This is a genomic window from Hoeflea prorocentri, from assembly GCF_027944115.1.
Classification (GTDB): domain Bacteria; phylum Pseudomonadota; class Alphaproteobacteria; order Rhizobiales; family Rhizobiaceae; genus Hoeflea_A; species Hoeflea_A prorocentri.
Genome location: NZ_JAPJZI010000001.1, coordinates 3,482,132 through 3,497,314 on the forward strand (window position 1 = coordinate 3,482,132; position 15,183 = coordinate 3,497,314).

Here is a 15,183-nt window from a genome sequence, read left to right on the forward strand (position 1 = left end):
CTAAGCGTCCATATTCGGGAAATGGTACGGTTGGGTGGGTTCGAACCACCGACCTCTGGATCCACAATCCAGCGCTCTAACCAGCTGAGCTACAACCGCACGGCACAGCGTCAAATGCTGACGGCTGACATACGGCCCCGCGATGCGTTTGGCAAGAGGCCCCGGGCACGGCAGGTATAAAAAAACCGGGCCTTTCGGCCCGGCTTCGGATTGGCGCTATCGCCACGGACTTTCAGGATCAGCCGATCTGGAAGTTCTTGGCAGCCTTTTCGTAGGCGTCCTTGCCGGGCTTGGAAACCTTGTCGGCAACCTTGCGGGCTGCTTCATGAAGTTCCTTGGCCTGATCGACGGCGGCTTCAGCCTGCTTGCGCATGAAGCCGGTCTGAAGTTCGACCAGTTCAGCAACGGACTTTACGCCCAGAAGCGCTTCAATGTGCGTCAGCGAATTGTCGGCATTCGTGCGCACGGCGTCGATTGCCTTCATGCTGATTTCGACAGTGCCGGCCTGAGCGCTCTCAAGGGTCTGCTCGACCGTCTTCGTTGCGTCTTCTGCGGCAGTCTTCAGCTTGTCATAAGCTTCCTTGGACTGAACCAGTCCCTTTTCGGCAAATTCGCGGTAGGATTCAGTCAGTTTTGTCGGATCCACGGTTGCGAATGCGAATACGTCTTCATTTGCGGTTTTCTTGGCAGCCATTTCATGCACTCCTTTGATTTCGGGCCCTGTTGGCAGGCACCCGACGCATAATTCTGTCTTGCGTCTATATAGCGATGATTATTGTGCATTGCAACATAAATTTTGCAATGCACAATTTTGGCATTAACCCTGTTGTCAGGAAAGGCCGTTCAAGTCCCACGCCCTGCTGGACCCGGCCACCATTGCCACCTATTAACAAAGTCTTAACGATCGTGTTTAGTTGGCCGCCGGTTTCCGTCCGGGATGAAGGCGCCCAAAAAGAATATTAGGGACGCCGGGCGTTGGCGTAATCAGCGCCTGGCACTAGGGAACGGGATCAGACATGCCGACGGGTCGATACCCTTTTATCGATATTGCCGTTCACGACAATGTACGTTCGCGGTTTTGTGCAGGCGACGCGCTGATACTTGTTTCACCCTTTCTGGACACAATCTTCTGGATCAATGGCGCAGGCGCACGGCTGCTGGGACATGAATCCCTTTACGCCAGCATGGACGCCGGACTGGGCGCTGCCGGATCCGCCTATCGCCAGATCGAGGCCGCGGCCCGCGTGGTGCGTAATCGTGGCGGCACCTATCCATTCGTCATGCGTTCCGACAGCGGTTTCAAACATGAACTGCGCTCTGCACAGATTGAGAAGATCAACCTGCCCGACGGCAATCCGGCTTTGCTGATTTCAGCAAAGGTCGATGAAACCGGGAAAACGCAGACGCAGGTCGCCAACACAATCCTTGACGGGTTCGAGGACATGGACACACACGCGGCCGTGCTCGACGAAAACGGCAGCGTGCTCGAAGCCACCTCATCCTTCGCCCGTATGCGGCTTGGCGACGAGGTAAGACGGCAGATTGTCAGCGAAGTGTCGGGCGATCGTGAGCGGCTTGCAAAGCACCCTATTCCAACGGTTCTCGGACAGCTTCCCTCCGCCGTTGCCCGCCTCAGCGATGATCCCGGGCTGTTCCTTCTTTTTGCGGTCGAAATGCCGGTTGATGCCGATGAACCGGCATCCCAGGCGCAAAAGAACAGTGAACCCGAGGCCGCCCCGAAGCGCAAACCAGCCAACCCGCGCCCAAAGACACGGGTTGCCGGTCGGCCAGGGACCGTCCCCTCTGTGCTCAACATGACACCTCAGGATGCAAGAGTTGAGGAAGACGAGGAAGATTTGCTGGACCTTCCGGCGGAACGCGACACCGACGCCCCCCCGCAAGAGCAGCCAAACAGCAGTACCGCCGCCGAGGCACCTTCAGCGAAGCGTGAACCGGAGCAGCCGGTTGACGTTCCGGCTCCGGCCCCGGCCCAGAGCAGCGCCCAAGAACCCCACCAGAAAACGGCCGACACGTCCGCATTTGTGTTCAATCCCGAGAAGCGGCCGACACGGTTTGTCTGGAAAATCGACGCCCATGGGGTCTTCAAGGAGATTTCGCCGGAATTCGCGGAGACGGTCGGTCCCAACTCCGCAGACGTGAAAGACCGGAAATTCTCCGACGTCGCACAGGTCTTCAATATTGATCCGGACCACACGATCGCCGACCTGCTTCGCAAGCGCGACACCTGGTCCGGCAAGTCGGTTCTGTGGCCGATCCAGGGAACGGATCTTCGTGTGCCTGTCGATCTTGCAGCCCTGCCTACCTACTCCCGCGAACGCGAGTTTGACGGCTTTCGCGGCTTTGGCATCGTGCGCCCGGCCGACGCCGAGACGGACCCGGAGAAGATCGGCATCGCACTTGGTGGCGCGGGCGGTTTCCCTGCCATTGATCCCGGCCCGGACGAACCGGCCAGCCATGAAACCGTCGACAAGCCCGCAGGCGAAGACAAGCCGAGCGGCGCAGCAGCCCCCGCAGAGGATGATGAGACGGAAAAGCCTGCGTTGAAGATCAGCGACACGCCGGGCCGTCGCCAAAGCGACAAGATCATAAGCCTTCAGGATCGCCGCTCACAGGCACGGGACGGTCTCAGCAATACCGAGAAACAGGCTTTCCGGGAAATCGCCCAGCGGCTTGGTGCGGCCCGGAGGTCAAAAGATGGCGATGATGAACAGCCCCCGGAGCCCTTCGGAAAACGTGCGTCCCCACCGAACAAAACCGAGCACGGCGATCCCAAGGGAGCGCAGCAGGCATCCGACAAGGATAACCGTGCAGACAATACCGAGGGCGCCGACCCTGGTGCCGATGCGGCACCGCCGAGTGGAAAACGTCCCCTTGTTGGTGACCAGACCGACGCACCGGACGGCAATTCCGTTACGCCTGCTGTTATCGAACAGCTTCCCGCCCCGGTTATCGTCCATGACGGCACGACAATTTTCTACATCAATGAAGAATTCCGCCAGTTGACCGGCCATTTGACCAAATCGGAACTGAATAGAGCCGGCGGCATGGCCGGGCTCTTCGATGACGGAGATGGCAGCACCGGCGACGAGAGCACCTCGACCGGTGGCGACCTGGTGCTGAAGACAAGAGACGGCTCCCGGATAAGCGTACGTGCGAAGTTGCGCTCCATCCGCTGGGAAAAGGGGCGCGCGCTGATGCTTGCCCTTCAGCCCCTGGTTTCAGAACAGCAGGTCAGCGCCGAGGACGCCGGTGTACCGGACAGCCCGCCGCTTCAGCCGGAGATACCGGACGAGACGGGAATGCCGGCGGCGTCGGCTCTTCAGGTGGAAGTCGAAGAATTGCGCTCCATTCTGGAGACCGCAACGGATGGCGTGGTGCTTATCGGCGAGGACGGGATCATCCGTTCGATGAACAACTCGGCCAGCGCCCTGTTCGATTACGACGAAGCGGAGACCAGCGGACAACCGTTTGCGATGCTTTTTGCCCATGAGAGCCAGCGCGCCGTACGGGACTATCTGTCCGGGCTGACCGGCAATGGCGTTGCAAGCGTCCTGAACGACGGGCGCGAGGTGATCGGCCGCGAAGCCTCCGGCGGCTTTCTGCCGCTGTTCATGACCATTGGCCACCTGTCGGGCTCCAACGGCTATTGCGCGGTCATGCGCGACATCACCCAGTGGAAGCGTGCAGAAGAAGAATTGCGATCGGCCAAGAGGGAAGCCGAAACGGCCAGTTCCCACAAGAGCGACTTTCTGGCGCGTGTCAGCCATGAGATCCGCACACCGCTCAACGCCATTATCGGCTTCGCCGAACTGATGGCGGAAGAGCGTTTCGGTCCGATCGGCAGCCCACGCTATGTTGAATATGCCAACGACATACGCCGTTCAGGCAAACATGTTCTCGATATCGTCAATGATCTGCTCGATATCTCCAAGATCGAGGCCGGTGAGCAGGAACTGGATTTTGCCGCCGTATCGCTGAATGATGCTCTGCTGGAGGCCATTTCAATCCTGCAGCCGCAAGCCAATGACCGTCGCGTCATCATGCGAACCAGCCTGGCGTCGGATGTGCCGCAGGTGGTGGCCGATGTCCGATCGATCAAACAGATCGCGATCAACCTGTTGTCCAATGCCGTGCGCTTTACTCCGGCTGGCGGGCAAGTCGTCGTTTCGACGACCTACGAGCCGAACGGCAATGTCAGCCTGCGCATTCGTGACACGGGCGTCGGCATGACGCGAGCCGAACTGGAGCAGGCTATGAAGCCGTTCAAGCAGGTTGCCGGTCTGAACCGTCCGCGCGGCGAAGGCACAGGGCTCGGCCTGCCGCTGGCGAAAGCCATGGCTGAAGCAAACAGGGCGCAGTTCGCCATGAACTCGCAGCCGGGCGAAGGAACGCTGATCGAGATCGTGTTCCCGTCGCAGCGCGTGCTTGCGGAGTAACGGGTAAACAAACCGGATTGTGTTAGTTTAGAATATTTCTAAAGTATTGATTTTAAAAGACGATCTTGACCGCTGCGGATATTTCTGCTTTCGAAGCCGGAACCCAGAGTGCACGAAACCCGGCCAGGAATGACAACATATGTCCATGCCGCAGCTGTTTGTTGGAAACGGCTCGATTCGCAGCGAGAATCCTGTTCTCCTCGCGTTCGCAGGCTTCATTGCGCTGTTTGTTCTCGTACCCGTCGCCGCACTGGTCTACCTCGCCGTCACCGGTCAAAGCGGCGAGTGGCCACACCTGATCCGTTATGTGATCCCACGCGCCGTTTGGGTGACCGGAGCGCTCCTGACCGGCGTCGCCATCCTTGCCGGATCGATGGGCATCCTGAGCGCATGGCTGGTCGTTTCCTTCGACTTTCCGGGCAGGAGAACCATGGCCTGGGCGCTGGTCTTGCCGTTTGCGGTTCCCACTTACCTTGCGGCCTACGCCTATGGCGAGTTTCTGGACTATACCGGCCCGCTCCAGTCCGGTTTTCGCGCACTCTTCGGCTATACGTCACGGGCTGATTACTGGTTCCCCGAGGTTCGCTCCCTTCCGGGAGCGATGGTTGTTCTTTCCAGCGTGCTCTACCCCTATGTGTATCTGACGACACGCGCACTGTTCTTAATGCAGGGCCGGTCGGCAAGTGACGTGGCCCGTACGCTCGGTGCAAGCAGGCTGTCCGTTTTCTGGCGTGTGCAACTGCCGATGGCCCGCCCTGCCCTGGCGATCGGCATCACGCTTGCACTGATGGAAACGCTGAACGACATCGGCGCGGTGGAATATCTCGGCGTCAATACGCTGACCTTTGCCATATACGACACCTGGCTTAATCGCGGAGACCTTGCGGGCGCCGTACAGATTGCCTGCGCAATGCTGTTTCTGGCCTTGCTCGCGGTCCTCGTCGAGCGTTGGGGACGACGCCGTCAGCGGTACAATGTCGGGCGGACAACCAGCGCAGTGCACGATGTTACGCCGGTCGCGCTCACCGGGGTCAAAAAATGGGCAGCAACTGTTTTGTGTGCCCTGCCGATCCTTCTGGGATTTGGCATCCCGGCTTACATACTCGGCGGTTATGCCTTTAAAAGGCTGGACCAGCTTTTGGACAGCCGCATCTATTCCGCGCTTGCCGACAGTCTGATGGTGTCCAGCGCAACGGCACTTTGCACAGTGCTGCTGGCATTTGTCCTGGCCTATGCAGCCCGCGTCTCGCGTCAACCGCTGGTTTCGCTGACTGGCAAGATCGCCTCCTTCGGCTATGCGGTTCCCGGCACCGTTCTGGCACTTGGCGTGCTCATACCTCTTGCTTCGCTTGATACGGCAATCAACACATTCACACGCAACACATTCGGATTCGGGGTCGGACTTATCCTGACCGGATCGGGACTTGCCATCATATATGCCTGCAGCATCCGTTTTCTCACCATGGCGGAAGGCTCGATCGAATCGGGCTTCCACAAGCTCTCGCCCCACCTCGATATGGCGGCGCGTACGCTGGGCCGAAACGCACGCGAAACCTTCAGCACCATTCTTCTGCCGATGATGAAACCCGCAGTTGTAACTGCGGCTCTGCTGGTTTTTGTCGACACGTTGAAGGAACTCTCCGCGACCCTGTTGCTGCGACCCTTCGACTTCAACACGCTTGCGACGCTCGTTTACGAAGACGCCTCGCGCGCACGGGTCGAAGAAGCCTCGGTTGCGGCCTTCATCATCATCCTCGCAGGCATTCTGCCGGTGATACTTGTATCAAGAAGCATGATCGACAACGGCAACCGCTTTCGCGCCTTCATTCGGCGCTAGTGGAAATTTCCCTTTGTAATCAAAGGCAAAAAAAAGGTGCGCCGCGCGCACCTTAAAATCAAAATTTGCTGTCAATGGGCATGGTATCCGCAAAGCCTGGAGAACTCTCAAGCACGCGGGAGATCACGTTAAGTTACGGTATCGTATGGCGCGGATTGCTAACGCATCCTTAACAAAGCTTCACGAATTGTAACCAAGCGGAGCCGCCGCTAAAAGAAGGTAAATATTTTGTACACCTTTCATTAACCATGACAGCCCGGTGCAGTGCATACCGCAGGTTGCCTACGCGCCTATTTGAGTTCGTTCAAACCGGAAAACAGCGACAAGGCCTCCGGATTGGCCAACGCTTCCTGGTTCTTGACCGCCCGGCCATGAACCACGTCACGCACGGCAAGCTCCGTTATCTTGCCGGATTTCGTCCGGGGAATATCGGAAACGGCGATGACTTTGGCCGGGACATGGCGCGGTGAAGCGCCCGTCCTGATCCTGGCCTTGACTCGTGTGATGAGCTCATCGTCAAGGGAAACGCCATCCGCCAGGCGCACGAACAGGATGACACGGACATCGTCTTCCCAATCCTGGCCGATACAGATGGCCTCGACGATTTCGTCCATCTGTTCGACCTGATTGTAAATCTCCGCGGTCCCGATCCGCACACCGCCGGGATTGAGTGTTGCATCGGACCGGCCATGGATGATCATCCCGCCGTGTTCGGTCCACTCGGCGAAGTCGCCGTGGCACCAGATATTGTCGAAACGCTCGAAATAGGCCGAATGGTATTTGGCGCCATCCGGATCATTCCAGAACTTGATCGGCATGCAGGGAAAGGCCCGGGTACAGACCAGTTCGCCCTTTTCCCCGATCACCGACTTGCCGTCATCGTCCCACACGTCGACGGCCATGCCGAGGCCAGCGCCCTGGATTTCGCCCTTCCAGACTGGCTTGACCGGGATCGCACAGACAAAACAGGACACGATATCGGTTCCGCCGGAGATCGAAGCCAGGTGCAGATCTTTCTTGATGCCTTCATAAACAAATGAGAAGCCATCGGGCGACAGCGGCGAACCGGTGGAAGCAACCATACGAAGCGCCGACAGATCGTGGCTGGAAATGGGCGTCAGACCTTCCTTGCGCAACGCATCGATGAATTTGGCCGAGGTTCCGAAGACGTGGAAACCCTCTTCAGCGGCATAGTCAAAAAGAACATTACCGTCCGGATGGAACGGCGAGCCATCGTAAAGGCAGATCGTCGCGCCAGTGGCCAGCCCCGAGGCCAGCCAGTTCCACATCATCCAGCCGCATGTGGTGAAATAGAACAGTCGCTCTCCCGAACGCAGGTTGAAATGAAGCTGCTGTTCCTTCAGGTGCTGAAGAAGGGTTCCGCCGACGGAATGCACAATACATTTCGGAATTCCGGTCGTGCCGGAAGAAAACAGAATGTAGAGCGGGTGATCGAAAGGCAGCGGTTCATATTCCACCGCACGGGCGTCAAAGGGTTCAACGAAATCGTCGAGCGTCTCGGCGGCGGCGAGTGAGGCCGCCAGGGCACTTGCATCGCCGGCATAGTGAACGATCAACGTCTTTTGCGGCTGAAGTTCGGCCTCCACCTTACCGAGTTTCTGCGACACATCCTGATACTTGCCATTGTACCAGTAGGCGTCACAGGCAATGAACAGTTTCGGCTCGATCTGTCCGAAGCGGTCAAGGACACCCTTATCGCCAAAATCCGGAGAGCAGGACGACCAGATGGCGCCGATTGAGGTGGCCGCCAGCATGGCTGCAATGGTTTCGGGCATGTTGGGCATCATGGCCGCAACGCGATCGCCCTTCGTCAACCCCATTGCGCGCATGGCCTGCTGAAGACGAGACACCAATGCATGAAGCTCATCCCAGCTCATGCGGGCGCGTGCCTTGTCCTCACCACGAAAGACAATGGCGTCATCGCTGCCAGTGCGGCTGAGAAGGTTTTCGGCAAAGTTCAGGGTTGCGCCAGGGAAGAAACGGGCGCCGGGCATCCGGTCTCCGTCTTCAAGAATGGTGTCACCCTTTTTACCTTTTACACCGCAGAAATCCCAGACCGCTGCCCAGAAGTCGGCGCGGTCTTCTATCGACCAGGCATGCAGCGCGTCATAGCCGGTGATCTCCTTGCCGACGCGTTCACTGCAAAAGCCAGCAAATGATGTGACAACCGCATTCTCAACCATTTCCTCGGTTGGCGTCCAAAGCGGATTCTGGCCGTTCATGCTTCCTCCCAAATCCCCAGTTACCGATGACCGGCTCTTAGCACGCTGCATCGAAACAGATAAAGCGGCCATTACCATTTTGTCGCGCGTTAATCCAAATGCGCGGCTTCAATTGCATTCGCCTGAGCAACCCATTACCCCTATGGCCGGTGGCGGACAGGTGTTGTTGCACCGTAACGGAAGGTCAAGCGCGACTTGGAACGCAAACGGCTATACCACAGGCGCTGGTTTCGGGCGATCATGGCTATCGTGGTCGTCGCCGGCATCGTTGCGGCCGTCAGCGGCATCGCCCTGCCCTTTGTCATATCCACTGACCTGGTGCGTGACCGGCTGGAACGGGACATCTCGGATTGGACCGGGCATGAATTCGAGTTGCTCGACAATCCGCAAATCGGCTTCTGGCCGGTGCCGCGCATTGAGCTAAACCGCATCAGCGTCTCTTCAAAACAGTTTCCCGACGCCGAACCGATTGTCTTTGCCGATGAGCTTAAGGCCGATTTCAGCATTTTCTCTGCACTTCGCGGGCGGCCAAGCTTCTCCAATTTCGTTCTCGTGAGACCGGTCTTTACTGTCGAGAAATTTCCGGAAGGCATCACCAGTTGGAACAGCCCGTCCGGGCGAATCGCCGAAGGCATTGATTCCGCCGTGGCGCATGCCGATGCCGGTGACGATGCATCCAAGCTGCCGCCGATCCCGGCCTACAGGCTTGGAGAGGTTACGGTCGAAAACGGCGCCTTCAACTGGATCGACCGGACAAATGGCGATTCCGAAAGAATAACCGCGATCAACGGTACGGTCAGCTGGCCAAGGCTGAACGGCGCCGCACGGGCGGATGTGCGCGGGATTTATCGCGGCGAGGCCGCATCACTCAGCGTGACATCGAACCAGCCGCTGCGGCTTCTGGCCGGACGCACGGCAAATTTCACCATCGATCTGAAGGCAGCGCCGCTGAATGTGAACTTTCAGGGGGACGCCAACCTTTCAAAAAACCCGTTCGCCCTTGGTGCCGTTGCCGTGCAGAGCCCCTCCATGCGGCAGGCGCTGGAATGGGTGGGAACCGAGATCAAGCCCGGTGAAGCCATTGGCGAGATGTCGCTGGAGGCCGACCTTCAGCTTCAGAACGATCGCGCGATGCTCGACAAGCTGATTGTCGAACTGGAGGGCAATCAGGGCATCGGTATCCTCGATATCAAACGCGATGAGGATACGCCCGGCATTTCCGGGACGCTGGCTTTCAATTCACTTGATATCGCGTCCTTTCTGAGGGCCTTCACGCCCCTGCCGCGCAGTGGCGAGGACATCGCCAAAACCATCGATACGTCCTTTTTGAGCCAATTGAAGCTCGATATGCGGCTTTCGGCACAAACAGCGACCCTGGGCAGGATCAGCCTGACCGACGTTGCTGCCGCCGCGCGTATCGACGGTGGACGGGCGACTTTCGATGTCGGCGATGCGACGGCCTATGGCGGGTCTGTGCTGGGGCGTGTCACCGTGGCCGAGAGCGGCGTCGAGGGCGGCGGTGAACTGCGCTTCTCCGCAAGGGACATCAATCTGGAACAGGTTCTGTCGGCACTGGATATTCAGGGCCCCTTTCCTCAGGGCACCGCGTCGATGAACGCGGCACTCTCAACACCCTTTCCGACCTGGGCGACCGGGTTAAGTGACCTCGACGGAAAACTGGAGCTTTCGATTATCAACGGCTCTGTTCCGTCTTTCGACACAGCTCAGTTCAGGGAACTGGCAAAGACCGAGCGTTTCTTTGGTCTCGGCGGCATCTCGCAAGGCTCCTTTCCTTTCAAGACCGCTGAATTTCAGGCGACCTTCTCCAACGGTCTGGCCGAAATCAACAAGGGCGATATTGTCGCGGAGGAGACGTCCTTAAGCCTGACCGGCATCATTCCCTACCAGCGTGGCGGGTTGGCGCTGATCGGGATTCTGCGTGACGTCAATACCGAGGCAGCAGCCGAAACCGGCGACGATGGAACACAGACGGAAACCGGGGACCCCGTGCGCGAGGAAACCGGCATACAGTTCTTTGTCGGCGGATCCTGGCCGACCCCTGTCATTTCGCCGATCATCAGTAACTAGAAGACTGAATCAACAACCTGCACTGGAGTCGGATGCAACGGCACTGATGGTCTATTGCGGCGACAGGCGTTTTTTGGCGTCCTTCCAAAGGCCTGCAACAAGTTCCGCGGCAGAACCTTCTTTGGCCAGCATTGCCGATTGTCCCGCCCACGCCTGCATCGTCTCTATGGAGTTGGATTTCGCGGCTTCACTGCGCATTTTCTGGGTAAGGCCGCGCTGAACGGGATAGGGAGCAGGGTCCGGTGCGCCGTCAGATCCGGCAGCCTCGACGTAAGCGGTTTTGACGCTGCGGCCCAGACGACCGGAAAACGCCCGCGTGGCCACGGTGTCTTCCGGCCGCGAAACGCCGATGGCATCCGCCCAGGCCGGGGCAATACTGGCTTCGGTCGTCCTCAACAAACCGGTTCCGATCTGCACCGCCGACGCTCCCAACAACAATGCCGCGGACACACCGCGCGCATCTGCGATTCCACCCGTCGCAACCACCGGGACCTTAACGGTGTCGACGATTGCCGGAAGCAGCGAGAACAGGCCCACCAAAGCCGTTCCCGCTTCGTCAGCATCAAAGGCGCCGCGATGGCCTCCGGCTTCCATGCCCTGTGCGACGATGACGTCAGCGCCGGCTTCTTCCGCCGCAATTGCTTCTTGTACCGTGGTGACTGTGGCAAACCATTTGATGTTGCGCTCTTTCATCCGAACGACAAAGTCATCGGGGTACAGGCCCATGATGGACGAAATCACCGCGGGCCCGGCGTCCAACAACGCATCGCACTGCTTTGAAAAATTCACCAGCGAAGGTTCCCCAGCAGTGGCCGGCACCTCAGGGCCCCATCGGGCCAGGAATGCGCGGACGGCATTCTCATGGACAGGATCACGCTTCGGTGCCGGGTCCGGTATCCAAAGGTTGAACTGGAAAGCGCCATTTGAACCGGCCCGCATCTGCGACGCCCAATCGGCAATCGCGTCCGGCTCCATCAAAAGTGCGCCGCATGCGCCCATGCCGCCGCCCTCCGCAACGGCAATCGCGAGCGATGTCGGGCAAGCGCCGGCCATGGGCGCCATGAGGATTGGAACTTGAAGCGAATAGTCGGCACAGAAGGCTTCAGCACGGGCAATGGGATTTTGTTCCATTGGTCTCACTCCATAAAACAATTCTGGTTTGAAAGAGGCTCAAATCATTTTCACCGTCAAGAACAACCCGCTCCTGTCCCGCGCGGTGCGGATAGGCCTGGCCAATCGACCCGGGGTTTTCCCGATACGGACCGGCATTACTGAAAATCGAAGGCGCTGAGGCCCGTGACCATCTCGTCAAGACCCGACGGGCGCGTGAGCGGCGGTTCGGCACGCGCCAGACATCCCTGTCTTTCGCACAACCGGCAGGCCGGCCCGATTTGTGTAGGCTTGATTGCCGAGCCCTTGACCGTATCGCCATAAATGATTTCGTCGCGGAAACCGATGTCGCAGCCGACCAGGACCGCTGTCCGTCGCACTCTTTCGTTGAAAGCGCCCTGCGGCCCCTCAAGCGTGCGGGCAATCGTCAGGAATTCGGCGCCATCCGGCATTTCGACGGCATCGACCAGAATCTGGCCCGGCTGGGTGAACGCGGCATGGATATTGAGCTTGGGGCAGCCGCCGCCGAAGCGCGACTGCGGAAACCCTCTCGCGCCGGCGCGCCGGAACCGGTTTCCTGCATTGTCGACCTCGAGCATGAAAAACGGCACCCCTGACGTACCGGGGCGCTGCAGCATGGTGACACGGTTGGCGACCTGCTCGAAGGAAACATGGAAACGCGAACGCAACACATCCAGATCATACCGGGCGCGCATGGCGGCTGCCTGGAAGGCCCCGTAGGGCATCATGATGGCATGGGCGGCGTAACGGGCAATCTCAAAACGCCCGAGCCGCCGGGCCTCGTCGGAAGCAAAATCCAGTTGCTCGAGCTCTGCCGAAATCTGGTCACCAAAGGCAAGCTGCGCGACCTCGACTGCGATCTCCCGCAACTGATCGAAAGGCGACAACCGCTCGGACAGAAAAAGCCTCATGGAGTGGCGGTCGAACCGGCGCCGCCAGTTCGGCATTGTGTGAACGGGCAGGAGCCGCACGACAACACCGTGCTCACGCGCCAGCCAGGACCGCAACGCATTGCTCAAATCCTCGACCGGCTTGATGTGTGTATGGAGTTCCTCGGCAGCCTCTTCGATTGCGGCGATGTGATTGGGCCGGCGTTCGAACACCTCGCGCACCTCGTCAACCGGAAGCCTGGTTCCCGAAACCGTGGGTGTATGGCCTTCCCGCGCCAGAAGTTCCGAAAGACCGGAAAGACGCGATTGCGCCTCCTTATAGGCGCGGTAGAGCTTGACGACGCCGGCCGCTGCGTTCGGAGCGGCGTCGGCGACTTCGATCAGTTCCTGGTCGCCGGGAAGCGCCTCCGCGAGAAGCGGATCGGAGAAGACCTCCTTCAGGGCGCTCATCGTGCCTGTCGTCTCGCCCTGCAGCTCTTCCAGATCGATCTTGTAGACAGATGTCAGCTTGAGAAGGAGTTGAACCGTCAGCGGCCGCTGATTGCGTTCAATCAGGTTGAGGTAAGAGGGTGAAATGCCCAGTTCTTCGGCCATGGCCGTCTGCGTCAGACCGTGCTGATTTCGGATTCGGCGCAGGCGCGGCCCGGCAAAGATCTTTTGTTCCGCCATAATATTTACAACATTTGACAAATCTGGGTGTAATGAGCCTATTACAAAATTTACAAATTTACAATTGCGATTTGTCATAACTTAGACAGCATGACCCTTTTATCACGCTGATTTTGCGGATTTTTCTATTCATCTTGTGCACTGCACTGTAAAAATGGTCATACAAATTCCAAAACAAGGGCGACTTCTTATCAAAAGAAGCTCACAGGTTTACCGAACGGAGATCGCAATGACTGATTTTTACAACCTTGTTCCCGGCGCACCGGAAGGCCGCTTTGACGGGATTGACCGTCCGTATTCGGCGGAAGATGTTCAGAAACTGCGCGGTTCTGTACAGATCAAGCATTCGCTGGCCGAAATGGGCGCCAATCGCCTCTGGCAGCTCATTCACAACGATGATTTCGTCAACGCACTGGGAGCGCTTTCCGGCAACCAGGCCATGCAGATGGTCCGCGCCGGCCTGAAGGCCATTTACCTCTCCGGCTGGCAGGTTGCAGCCGATGCCAATACGGCGTCCGCAATGTATCCGGATCAGTCGCTTTATCCGGCCAATGCGGGCCCCGAACTGGCCAAGCGCATCAACAAGACCCTGCAGCGCGCCGACCAGATCGAAACGGCAGAGGGCAATGGCCTTTCCGTCGACACATGGTTCGCCCCGATCGTCGCCGACGCGGAAGCCGGTTTTGGCGGTCCGCTCAACTCCTTCGAGCTGATGAAGGCCTATATCGAGGCCGGCGCAGCAGGCGTTCATTATGAAGACCAGCTTGCTTCTGAAAAGAAATGCGGCCATCTCGGCGGCAAGGTCCTGATCCCCACGGCCGCACATATCCGCAACCTCAACGCGGCACGCCTTGCAGCCGACGTCATGGGTACGCCGACCCTCGTCATCGCCCGCACGGATGCCGAGGCTGCAAAGCTGCTGACCTCAGACGTCGACGAGCGCGATCAGCCATTCGTCGATTACGAAGCAGGCCGCACGGCGGAAGGCTTTTACCGGGTCAAGAACGGTCTTGAGCCGTGCATTGCCCGCGCGATTGCCTATGCACCCTATTCCGACCTGATCTGGTGCGAGACGTCCAAGCCGGATCTTGATCAGGCCAAGCGTTTTGCCGAAGCCGTTCGCAAGGTCCATCCCGACCAGCTTCTTGCCTATAACTGCTCGCCTTCGTTCAACTGGAAGCAGAACCTGGACGATGCGACCATTGCCAAGTTCCAGCGCGAACTCGGCGCCATGGGCTACAAGTTCCAGTTCATCACGCTGGCCGGTTTCCACCAGCTCAACCACGGCATGTTCGAGCTTGCCCGCGGCTACAAGGACCGGCAGATGGCCGCCTATTCAGAGCTGCAGGAAGCCGAATTTGCCAGCGAGACAAACGGCTACACCGCAACGAAGCACCAGCGGGAAGTCGGCACGGGCTACTTCGATGCCGTATCCATGGCCATTACCGGCGGACAGTCGTCGACAACGGCCATGGGCGAATCGACCGAGACCGCCCAGTTCAAACCGGCCGCCGAATAGGCGGCTTGTGGGACCGGCGGCACCATGCCGCCTGTCCTCGCCGGCGGATTGTCCGCCACCTGCCATCGCCAGATAAGGAGATATCACAATGGCACCGCAGACACGCGTCAAAGAACGGGCTGAAGAACAGTCCTCTGCCATGACCGCAGACCAGCAGGCTGCGATCCGCATGGTTGCAAACGACCTGCACAGGCTGAACCAGTCGGTGATGAAGGCCGTCGATGCGGGTGTGTCCGTTGAACTGGTACGCTCCGCACGCCATCACGGCGGGGATGGCAACTGGGGAGACCTTCTCATCCCCGTCATCGTTACACAGGGCTCTTAAGGCCTCTGTCGAAGGACCGGTCCG

The 15,183-nt window shown here is 58.8% G+C and carries 9 protein-coding genes and 1 tRNA gene; 5 read left to right on the forward strand and 5 right to left on the reverse strand.

Annotated features, from left to right (window positions below; translation table 11 throughout):
* Positions 1-22 precede the first annotated feature (22 nt).
* Together OQ273_RS16300 and OQ273_RS16305 are read right to left on the reverse strand one after the other, a co-directional pair.
* Positions 23-99 (reverse strand) — tRNA-His (locus tag OQ273_RS16300).
* Positions 100-238: 139 nt separating this feature from the next.
* Complete coding sequence (locus OQ273_RS16305) at positions 239-694, reverse strand: phasin (protein WP_267991549.1); 456 nt, start codon at positions 692-694, stop codon at positions 239-241.
* A 322-nt stretch (positions 695-1,016) separates the two neighbouring features.
* On the opposite strand from OQ273_RS16305, the gene OQ273_RS16310 reads away from it, so the two are divergent.
* On the forward strand, positions 1,017-4,457 hold the full coding sequence (locus OQ273_RS16310) for a PAS domain S-box protein (protein ID WP_267991550.1): 3,441 nt from the start codon (positions 1,017-1,019) through the stop codon (positions 4,455-4,457).
* 139 nt (positions 4,458-4,596) lie between these two features.
* Complete coding sequence (locus OQ273_RS16315; RefSeq protein WP_267991551.1) at positions 4,597-6,294, forward strand: ABC transporter permease; 1,698 nt, start codon at positions 4,597-4,599, stop codon at positions 6,292-6,294.
* 290 nt (positions 6,295-6,584) lie between these two features.
* On the opposite strand, the gene OQ273_RS16320 is transcribed toward OQ273_RS16315, so the two are convergent.
* Positions 6,585-8,537 carry an acetoacetate--CoA ligase gene (locus tag OQ273_RS16320; protein WP_267991552.1) on the reverse strand — a complete coding sequence of 651 codons (1,953 nt, stop codon included), beginning with the start codon at positions 8,535-8,537 and terminating at the stop codon, positions 6,585-6,587.
* Between the two features lie 240 nt (positions 8,538-8,777).
* On the opposite strand from OQ273_RS16320, the gene OQ273_RS16325 reads away from it, so the two are divergent.
* A complete protein-coding gene (locus OQ273_RS16325; RefSeq protein WP_267991553.1) occupies positions 8,778-10,625 on the forward strand; it encodes an AsmA family protein in 1,848 nt (615 codons plus the stop codon).
* A 51-nt stretch (positions 10,626-10,676) separates the two neighbouring features.
* Here the strand turns inward: OQ273_RS16325 and OQ273_RS16330 are convergent, their stop codons facing one another.
* Both OQ273_RS16330 and OQ273_RS16335 read right to left on the reverse strand, forming a co-directional pair.
* Positions 10,677-11,756 carry an NAD(P)H-dependent flavin oxidoreductase gene (locus tag OQ273_RS16330; RefSeq protein WP_267991554.1) on the reverse strand — a complete coding sequence of 360 codons (1,080 nt, stop codon included), beginning with the start codon at positions 11,754-11,756 and terminating at the stop codon, positions 10,677-10,679.
* Between the two features lie 137 nt (positions 11,757-11,893).
* Positions 11,894-13,315, reverse strand: a complete 1,422-nt coding sequence (locus tag OQ273_RS16335) for a helix-turn-helix domain-containing protein (protein ID WP_267991555.1) — start codon at positions 13,313-13,315, stop codon at positions 11,894-11,896.
* 229 nt (positions 13,316-13,544) lie between these two features.
* Here OQ273_RS16335 and aceA point away from each other — a divergent pair, with 229 nt between their 5' ends.
* Together aceA and OQ273_RS16345 are read left to right on the forward strand one after the other, a co-directional pair.
* Complete coding sequence (aceA, locus tag OQ273_RS16340; protein WP_267991556.1) at positions 13,545-14,834, forward strand: isocitrate lyase; 1,290 nt, start codon at positions 13,545-13,547, stop codon at positions 14,832-14,834.
* 88 nt (positions 14,835-14,922) lie between these two features.
* A complete protein-coding gene (locus OQ273_RS16345; RefSeq protein WP_136659671.1) occupies positions 14,923-15,159 on the forward strand; it encodes an SMc00767 family acetate metabolism repressor in 237 nt (78 codons plus the stop codon).
* Positions 15,160-15,183: the final 24 nt, after the last annotated feature.

Excerpts from the sequence above, each read along its gene's own strand:
- OQ273_RS16315 (WP_267991551.1), top strand. The coding sequence starts at position 4,597 with ATGTCCATGCCGCAGCTGTTTGTTGGAAACGGCTCGATTCGCAGCGAG.
- OQ273_RS16305 (WP_267991549.1), bottom strand. The coding sequence starts at position 694 with ATGGCTGCCAAGAAAACCGCAAATGAAGACGTATTCGCATTCGCAACC.
- OQ273_RS16335 (WP_267991555.1), bottom strand. The coding sequence starts at position 13,315 with ATGGCGGAACAAAAGATCTTTGCCGGGCCGCGCCTGCGCCGAATCCGA.
- aceA (WP_267991556.1), top strand. The coding sequence starts at position 13,545 with ATGACTGATTTTTACAACCTTGTTCCCGGCGCACCGGAAGGCCGCTTT.
- OQ273_RS16310 (WP_267991550.1), top strand. The coding sequence starts at position 1,017 with ATGCCGACGGGTCGATACCCTTTTATCGATATTGCCGTTCACGACAAT.
- OQ273_RS16325 (WP_267991553.1), top strand. The coding sequence starts at position 8,778 with ATGGCTATCGTGGTCGTCGCCGGCATCGTTGCGGCCGTCAGCGGCATC.
- OQ273_RS16345 (WP_136659671.1), top strand. The coding sequence starts at position 14,923 with ATGGCACCGCAGACACGCGTCAAAGAACGGGCTGAAGAACAGTCCTCT.
- OQ273_RS16320 (WP_267991552.1), bottom strand. The coding sequence starts at position 8,537 with ATGAACGGCCAGAATCCGCTTTGGACGCCAACCGAGGAAATGGTTGAG.
- OQ273_RS16330 (WP_267991554.1), bottom strand. The coding sequence starts at position 11,756 with ATGGAACAAAATCCCATTGCCCGTGCTGAAGCCTTCTGTGCCGACTAT.